General features: G+C 71.4%; 9 protein-coding genes. 5 read left to right on the top strand and 4 right to left on the bottom strand.

What is annotated here, in order from left to right; all coding sequences use genetic code 11:
• The coding region (locus HW130_RS03840) for a HAMP domain-containing protein (protein WP_177147949.1) at positions 1–712 on the bottom strand (712 nt) is incomplete at its 3' end.
• Positions 713–855: 143 nt separating this feature from the next.
• Positions 856–1,281, bottom strand: a complete 426-nt coding sequence (locus HW130_RS03835; protein ID WP_177147948.1) for an ATP-binding protein — start codon at positions 1,279–1,281, stop codon at positions 856–858.
• A gap of 129 nt (positions 1,282–1,410) precedes the next feature.
• On the opposite strand from HW130_RS03835, the gene HW130_RS03830 reads away from it, so the two are divergent.
• On the top strand, positions 1,411–2,286 hold the full coding sequence (locus HW130_RS03830) for a SigB/SigF/SigG family RNA polymerase sigma factor (protein WP_177147947.1): 876 nt from the start codon (positions 1,411–1,413) through the stop codon (positions 2,284–2,286).
• 28 nt (positions 2,287–2,314) lie between these two features.
• On the opposite strand, the gene HW130_RS03825 is transcribed toward HW130_RS03830, so the two are convergent.
• Together HW130_RS03825 and HW130_RS03820 are read right to left on the bottom strand one after the other, a co-directional pair.
• Positions 2,315–2,818, bottom strand: a complete 504-nt coding sequence (locus tag HW130_RS03825; protein WP_177147946.1) for an ATP-binding protein — start codon at positions 2,816–2,818, stop codon at positions 2,315–2,317.
• Between the two features lie 11 nt (positions 2,819–2,829).
• Complete coding sequence (locus tag HW130_RS03820) at positions 2,830–3,228, bottom strand: STAS domain-containing protein (RefSeq protein ID WP_177147945.1); 399 nt, start codon at positions 3,226–3,228, stop codon at positions 2,830–2,832.
• 259 nt (positions 3,229–3,487) lie between these two features.
• On the opposite strand from HW130_RS03820, the gene HW130_RS03815 reads away from it, so the two are divergent.
• The 4 genes from HW130_RS03815 to HW130_RS03800 all read left to right on the top strand — a co-directional run bounded on the left by HW130_RS03815 (position 3,488) and on the right by HW130_RS03800 (position 6,159).
• Complete coding sequence (locus tag HW130_RS03815) at positions 3,488–4,186, top strand: nucleotidyltransferase family protein (protein ID WP_177147944.1); 699 nt, start codon at positions 3,488–3,490, stop codon at positions 4,184–4,186.
• Positions 4,183–4,437: a BON domain-containing protein gene (locus tag HW130_RS03810; RefSeq protein WP_177147943.1), complete on the top strand. Its 255-nt coding sequence runs from the start codon at positions 4,183–4,185 to the stop codon at positions 4,435–4,437. Before HW130_RS03815 ends, HW130_RS03810 begins: the two co-directional genes overlap by 4 nt.
• Entirely contained in the window at positions 4,434–5,174 is a 741-nt protein-coding gene (locus HW130_RS03805) for a metallophosphoesterase (protein ID WP_177147942.1), read from the top strand. Before HW130_RS03810 ends, HW130_RS03805 begins: the two co-directional genes overlap by 4 nt.
• 196 nt (positions 5,175–5,370) lie before the next feature.
• The gene (locus HW130_RS03800; protein WP_177147941.1) at positions 5,371–6,159 is read left to right on the top strand and encodes an RNA polymerase sigma factor SigF; all 789 of its coding nucleotides are present in this window, start codon (positions 5,371–5,373) and stop codon (positions 6,157–6,159) included.
• The last annotated feature ends 45 nt before the right edge of the window (positions 6,160–6,204 follow it).

Below are 6,204 nucleotides of genomic sequence, written 5' to 3'. Positions count from 1 at the left end.
GCTCCAGGATCTCGCCGCGCGCGTCGACGTCGATCTTGCGGGTGAGGTCGCCGCGGGCGACGGCCGTGGTGACCTGGGCGATGTTGCGCACCTGGTTGGTGAGGTTGTTCGCCATGGAGTTGACGTTGTCGGTGAGGTCCTTCCAGGTGCCGGAGACGCCGCGGACGGTGGCCTGTCCGCCGAGGTTTCCGTCGGTGCCGACCTCGCGGGCCACCCGCGAGACCTCCTCGGCGAACGAGGAGAGCCGGTCGACCATCGTGTTGATGGTCTCCTTGAGTTCGAGGATCTCGCCGCGCGCGTCGACGTCGATCTTGCGGGTGAGGTCGCCGCGGGCGACGGCGGTGGCGACCTGGGCGATGTTGCGCACCTGGGAGGTGAGGTTGTTCGCCATGGTGTTCACGCCGGACGTCAGCTCGGTCCACACTCCGCTGTCCCGCGGCTCCCGTGCCTGGCCGCCCAGCAGTCCCTGGCCGCCGACCTCGCGGGCGACGCGGGTGACCTCCGAGGTGACCAGGGACAACTGGTCGACCATCTCGTTGTAGATCCCCGCGATCTCACCGAGCAGGCCCGAGGAATCGCTCGGCAGCCTGACGGACAGGTCCCCGTCGCGTACGGCGACGAGACCGGCGAGCAGTTTCCTCAGCTCCTCCTCGCTCAGATCGGCGGGCGGCCGGCCCGGTACCGGGCCCGGCGCGGGGGCGGACACATCCATCGCAGACCTCGTGCTGTGGGGGGCGCGGCGCCGCGCGACTCAAGCGCGGGCGGCGTCGTCTACGGCTTCCTCCACTGTGGCACGCGGGCATGTGCGGGACACCCCAGCGGACCGCTCAGGGTTCGGGCGTCGCCGGGCGCGGCTCAGCCGGGGATGTCGACGGCGAACCACACCGTCTTGCCGGTGCCGTGCCGGGCCCACCCCCAGTCGGCGGAGAGCCGTTCCAGCAGGTAGAGACCGTGTCCGGAGGAGCGGGCGGCACGGTGCGGGCCGTGGGGTCGGGGGCGGACCGCGCTGGTGTCGCTGACCTGGACCCAGATCCGGCCGGGTCCGCGGTCGAGCTCCAGCTCGTACGGGAAGCCACCGTGCCGGTACGCGTTGGTCACGATCTCGGACACGAGGAGCAGCACATCGCCCATGGCCACGGCCACGCCGGGTCCGGTCTGCGGGAACCAGTCGTGCAGGGCCTCACGCGTCAGGTCCCGGCAGCGCGCCACGACCCCCGGCCCGCCGTCGAGGGCGAACCGGCGGCCGGTCGAGACCGGGCTCAGTTCCCGTGCACTTCCCATAACGTGCCAGTGCCCATCAAATCTGCATCAAAGCATGCAAAAGTGGGAAAACCCCCTCACAACAGGGATTCGCCCGACGGTCCCGCTGCAGCCGACAGCGCCGGCCCCTGCCCCGTCGAAGGAAACCCGATGTCCAGCACCGCAGACGCCCAGCCGTCTCCCCCCGCGGCCGCGCCGCCGTATCCCGGCGGCGCCGCCCGCGCCGCGGTGGCCGGGCTGCCGCAGATCCGCGATCCCCGGACCGTCAGCCCCGCGGACGCCCGTCCCCTCTCGGCAGCGCTTCTGCGGCGCCTTGCCGAACTCGACGAGGGCACTGCGGAGTACGCGTACGTCCGCAACACGCTGGTCGAGCTCAATCTGAGCCTGGTCAAGTTCGCGGCGACCCGTTTCGGCAACCGGGCCGAGCCGATGGAGGACATCATCCAGGTCGGCACCATCGGCCTCATCAAGGCGATCAACCGCTTCGACGTGCAGCGCGAGGTGGAGTTCGCCTCCTTCGCGCTGCCGACCGTGGTCGGGGAGATCAAGCGGTACTTCCGCGATTCCAGCTGGTCGGTCCGCGTCCCCAGGCGGCTGCAGGAGCTGCGCATCGAGCTCGCGAAGGCGCTCGACGTGCTGGAGCAGCAGCTGGGCCGCAGGCCCACCACCGCCGAGCTGGCCGAGCACCTGCACGTCAGCGAGGAGGAGGTGCTCGAGGGCGAGCGCGCGTCCAACGGCTACACCGCCCAGTCGCTGGACACGGCGGTCAACGAGGAGGACGCCTCCACCGGTGTCTCGCGCCGACTGGGCGTGGAGGACCCCGCGTTCGACATCGTGGACTGCCTGGAAGCGCTCAAGCCGCTCATCGCGACGCTCGACGAGCGCGACCGGCTGATCCTGTCGCTGCGCTTCCGCGAGGAGCTCACCCAGGCGGAGATAGGCGAACGGCTGGGCATCTCGCAGATGCACGTCTCCCGGTTGCTCGCGCGGATCCTCGGCACGCTGCGCGAAGGCATCATGGCCTGACCCCGAGGGATCACGGCGCCCCGAGGGATCACGGCAAGGGATCACGACCTACCGGTCCCGCCCCGCCGACCGCTCGCCCGCGGTGTGCGGGCGGGGGGACCGGGACCTCGACCCAGACCACTTTGCCCGTGCCTCGGCGCTCGGAGCCCCAGGTACGGGCGAGGCGTTCCAGGATGATCAGGCCGTGGCCGCCGGGCTGCGTGAGGTCCTTCGGCACGCGGCGGCGCGGCGGTTCGGGGCTGGCGTCCGCGACCTCGATCCGCAGCCGCGGCCCGTACTGGTGGAGCACGAGCTCACGCGGCCCTCCCGCGTGCAGGCAGGCGTTGGTCACGATCTCCGAGACGAGCAGCAGCACGTCCTCGACGACCTCGCCGTTCTCGTCGTCGAGTCCGATCAGATCCCTGGCCCGCGTCCACCCCCAGTCGTACAGCGCGTCCTGCGTGAAGTCGCGGCACCGGGTCACCACGCCCTTCGTGCCGTACAGCGCCAGCCTGCGGGTCTGTCCCGGGCCGCTGAGGGTCGCGTTGTTCATCGGACCCCCCGCTATGCCGGCCGCTCGTCCGCCAGCGCTTCCTCGACGCCGGCGTACACCTGGAAGACCGCGTGCGCTCCGGTGATCTCGAACATCCGTGCCACCGGCGGGCGCAGTCCGGCGAGTTCGATCCGGCCCCCGGTCTCCAGCGCGGCCAGCCTCCCGTGCAGCAGGACGTTCAGGCCGGTGGAGTCGCAGAAGCCGAGCGGGCCGCAGTCGACGAGGATGCGCCGGGCTCCCTGGCGCACGTGCAGGGCCAGCGCCTCGCGCAGCGGCTCGGCCGTGTCGTGGTCGAGTTCACCGCTGAGTGTGAGGACGACGGCGTCCGCCCGCCGCTCGGTGGTCACGGAGAACCGATCGCCTCCGGTGGCCGCCTGTTCTCCGGCCCCTCTGGTCGCTTCCGGACCCATGGGCTCCCGCCTCCTCGACACTCGCGCCGCCCTTCCGGCTCTTCGGCTGTTGCCCGGCCGGGCCGCCCTGCCACTGTTCCCGTCGGCGCGCCGCGCGCCGCGGTCCGGTGGGGGCGGCCGTACCGGAGGAACCTGCGGGTACCCGCCTGCCGCCCGGGCACACCGGTCCCCCGCGAATTCCATCCGGACAGGTGCGACCATGGATCGACAGCCGCCGAAGGGGTACATGACGTTCCCGACGTTGGACGGAGCACCGGCGATGAACCCCATCAAGGAAACTCCCCGCACCGCGCATGTGCGGCCTGTCTCCGGCCGGGTCACGGGCGCGGGCGGGACCGCGGCGGCCCCGGCGACCCGGACCGAGGCCGAGCCGCTGCCCGAGGACCACACGCAGGCCATCCTCCAGGCCACCAAAGAAGTGGCGGCGCTGCTCAAGGCGTCGGGCTACCCGTTCGCCCTCGTCGGGAGCGTCGCGGTGTACGCCTACGGGGTCCCGCTGCGGCTCCAGCACGACTCCGACTTCTGCCTGCGGCGCAAGGACGCGGAGGGCGTCGTGCGGGCCCTCACGCAGGGAGGGGTCGAGGTCGTGTCCCCTCCGGAGGACTGGCTCATGAAAGCGAGGGCGGGCGGCGAGGAGATCGACCTGATCTTCGAGCTGGCGCACCGTCCGGTCACCAAGGAGATGCTGGACCGGGCGGAGATCCTGTCGGTGGACTCCGTGCACATGCCGGTGCTGGCGCCGACGGACCTGATGAGCAGCAGACTCGCGGCACTGTCCGAGCACCACTGCGACTTCGGCCGGCTGCTGCCCGTCGCGCGGGCGCTGCGCGAGCGGGTCGACTGGAACGCGCTGCGCCGCGAACACACGGCGTCCCCCATGCCGGACGCGTTCTTGTACCTGCTGGAACGGCTCGACGTGATCTCGCCGCGGACCGGCGGCCCGGGAGGTGTGCCATGACCCGCCTCGAGGCGTCCGAGTACCGCATCGCGCGGTTGCGCGAGCGGCTCGCGGAGGAGGACATCGCCGAACTGGGCGTCCAGATCGATATGCGCGGTGGATACGTGCACCTGAACGGCACCGTGTCCAGCGCTTCGTGCAGGGCCGAGATCCTGCGCATCGCCGAAGCCGAACTCGGCGGGCTGCCGATGCGGGCCGATCTGGTGATCGCCGGCGCGACGGCCCCCGAACGCCCCGAGGAGCTGGAGTGATTCGCGTAGCCGCCGTCGGAGACATCCATATGGGCCCGGACAGCCACGGTGCGCTGCGTCCGGCCTTCGACACCCTCGGCGAGAGCGCCGACGTCCTGCTGCTGGCCGGTGACCTGACGCGCCACGGCACGGTGGAGGAGGCGCAGGTGGTGGCGGCGGAGGTGGAGGGGCTGCCCCTGCCCGTCGTCGCCGTGCTGGGCAACCACGACTACCAAAGCGACCAGGATGACAAGGTCACCATGGTCCTCCAGCGGGCCGGGGTCACGGTCCTCGAGGGCTCGGCGGCCGTGCTGGACATCGACGGCACCCGGCTCGGGGTCGCCGGTACGAAGGGCTTCTGCGGGGGGTTCGCGGGGCGCAGCGCGGGCGAGTTCGGGGAGCCGGAGATGAAGGCGTTCGTCCGCTACACCCGGCGGTGTGCGGCGGACCTGTGCCGTTCGCTGCTGGAGCTCGAGGAGCGCGGCTGCGCCGTGCGGATCGCGCTGACGCACTACTCCCCCGTACCGGACACGCTGGCCGGTGAGCCGCCGGAGATCTACCCGTTCCTGGGCAGTTATCTGCTGGCCGAGGCGGTGGACGAGGGCCGTGCCGACCTCGCGGTGCACGGGCACGCGCATCTGGGCTCCGAGCACGGCCTGACCGCGGGCGGTGTGAAGGTGCGCAACGTCGCCCAGCCGGTCATCGGGCACGCGTTCGCCGTGTACCACCTGCCGGTGCGGGCGCCCGCCGCCCTGTGAGGCCGTCCCCCGGGGGGAAAAGCGCCCTCTGTGCCACGTTTTGGCTGTGAAGTCCCGGGCAGCCGCGTGTTGTGCTTCGGACGGAGCACACCCCGCGGGAGCCGAGGCTCCGGGTGCGGGAGACCGGCCCAGGGACCGCTTCTGCGGGTGAGTCGAATCCTTCAAGGCACCACACCCTGCAGGAAGACCCGACATCATGCGCACGCTGGCACAAAGCAAGCACTCGCACTCCGATGCCCCCGACACCGCAGACGCCTTTCGGAGGATGGCCGAGCTGGACGACGGCCCTGAGCGGCAGGAGCTGCGGCAGGAGATCGTGGCGGCCTGGTTGCCCATGGCGGAACGGATCGCGGGCCGGTTTCGCAACCGCGGCGAATCCCTCGAGGACCTGCAACAGGTCGCCGCACTCGGCCTCGTGAAGGCCGTCGACCGCTACGACCCCTCGCGCGGCGCTTTCGAGAGCTTCGCCGTCCCCACCGTCGTCGGCGAGGTCAAGCGCCATTTCCGCGACCACATGTGGGCCCTGCACGTACCCCGCCGGGTGCAGGACCTGCGCAACCGCGTCCGCTTCGCGCGCCAGGACCTGAGCCAGACCATCTCCGGCCGCTCCCCCACGGTCGCCGAGATCGCCGAACGCGCCGGCGTGTGCGAGGAGGACGCGCTCCTCGGGCTCGAGGCCCTGGAGAGCTTCACGACCCTGTCCCTGGACGCCGAGCTGCCGGGCGCGGACGACGGCTACTCCCTCGGCGACACGCTCGGCTCCGCCGATCCCGCGATCGACGTCCTCGTCGACCGGGAGGCGGTCAAACCCGGCCTGCGCAAGCTGCCCGAGCGGGAGCAGAACATCCTCTACATGCGCTTCTTCCGCGACATGACACAGAGCAGCATCGCCCAGACGCTCGGCATCTCCCAGATGCACGTGTCCCGGCTCATCAGCCGCTGCTGCGATCAGCTGCGCAGCGAGGTCATGCGGGACGCCGCATGAGCGGTAATGCGACGAAAGGGAGCATTCCGCCCGCGCGGCGGGGAA

Source organism: Streptomyces sp. PKU-EA00015, from assembly GCF_013387495.1.
Taxonomy (GTDB): Bacteria; Actinomycetota; Actinomycetes; order Streptomycetales; family Streptomycetaceae; genus Streptomyces.
Note: the sequence above shows the minus strand (reverse complement) of the source record. Positions and strands in the feature narration are given on the sequence as shown.

What these genes read in the sequence shown, in the direction of transcription:
- HW130_RS03835 (WP_177147948.1), bottom strand. Translation starts at nt 1,281, where the DNA reads ATGGGAAGTGCACGGGAACTGAGCCCGGTCTCGACCGGCCGCCGGTTC.
- HW130_RS03830 (WP_177147947.1), top strand. Translation starts at nt 1,411, where the DNA reads ATGTCCAGCACCGCAGACGCCCAGCCGTCTCCCCCCGCGGCCGCGCCG.
- HW130_RS03825 (WP_177147946.1), bottom strand. Translation starts at nt 2,818, where the DNA reads ATGAACAACGCGACCCTCAGCGGCCCGGGACAGACCCGCAGGCTGGCG.
- HW130_RS03820 (WP_177147945.1), bottom strand. Translation starts at nt 3,228, where the DNA reads ATGGGTCCGGAAGCGACCAGAGGGGCCGGAGAACAGGCGGCCACCGGA.
- HW130_RS03815 (WP_177147944.1), top strand. Translation starts at nt 3,488, where the DNA reads ATGAACCCCATCAAGGAAACTCCCCGCACCGCGCATGTGCGGCCTGTC.
- HW130_RS03810 (WP_177147943.1), top strand. Translation starts at nt 4,183, where the DNA reads ATGACCCGCCTCGAGGCGTCCGAGTACCGCATCGCGCGGTTGCGCGAG.
- HW130_RS03800 (WP_177147941.1), top strand. Translation starts at nt 5,371, where the DNA reads ATGCGCACGCTGGCACAAAGCAAGCACTCGCACTCCGATGCCCCCGAC.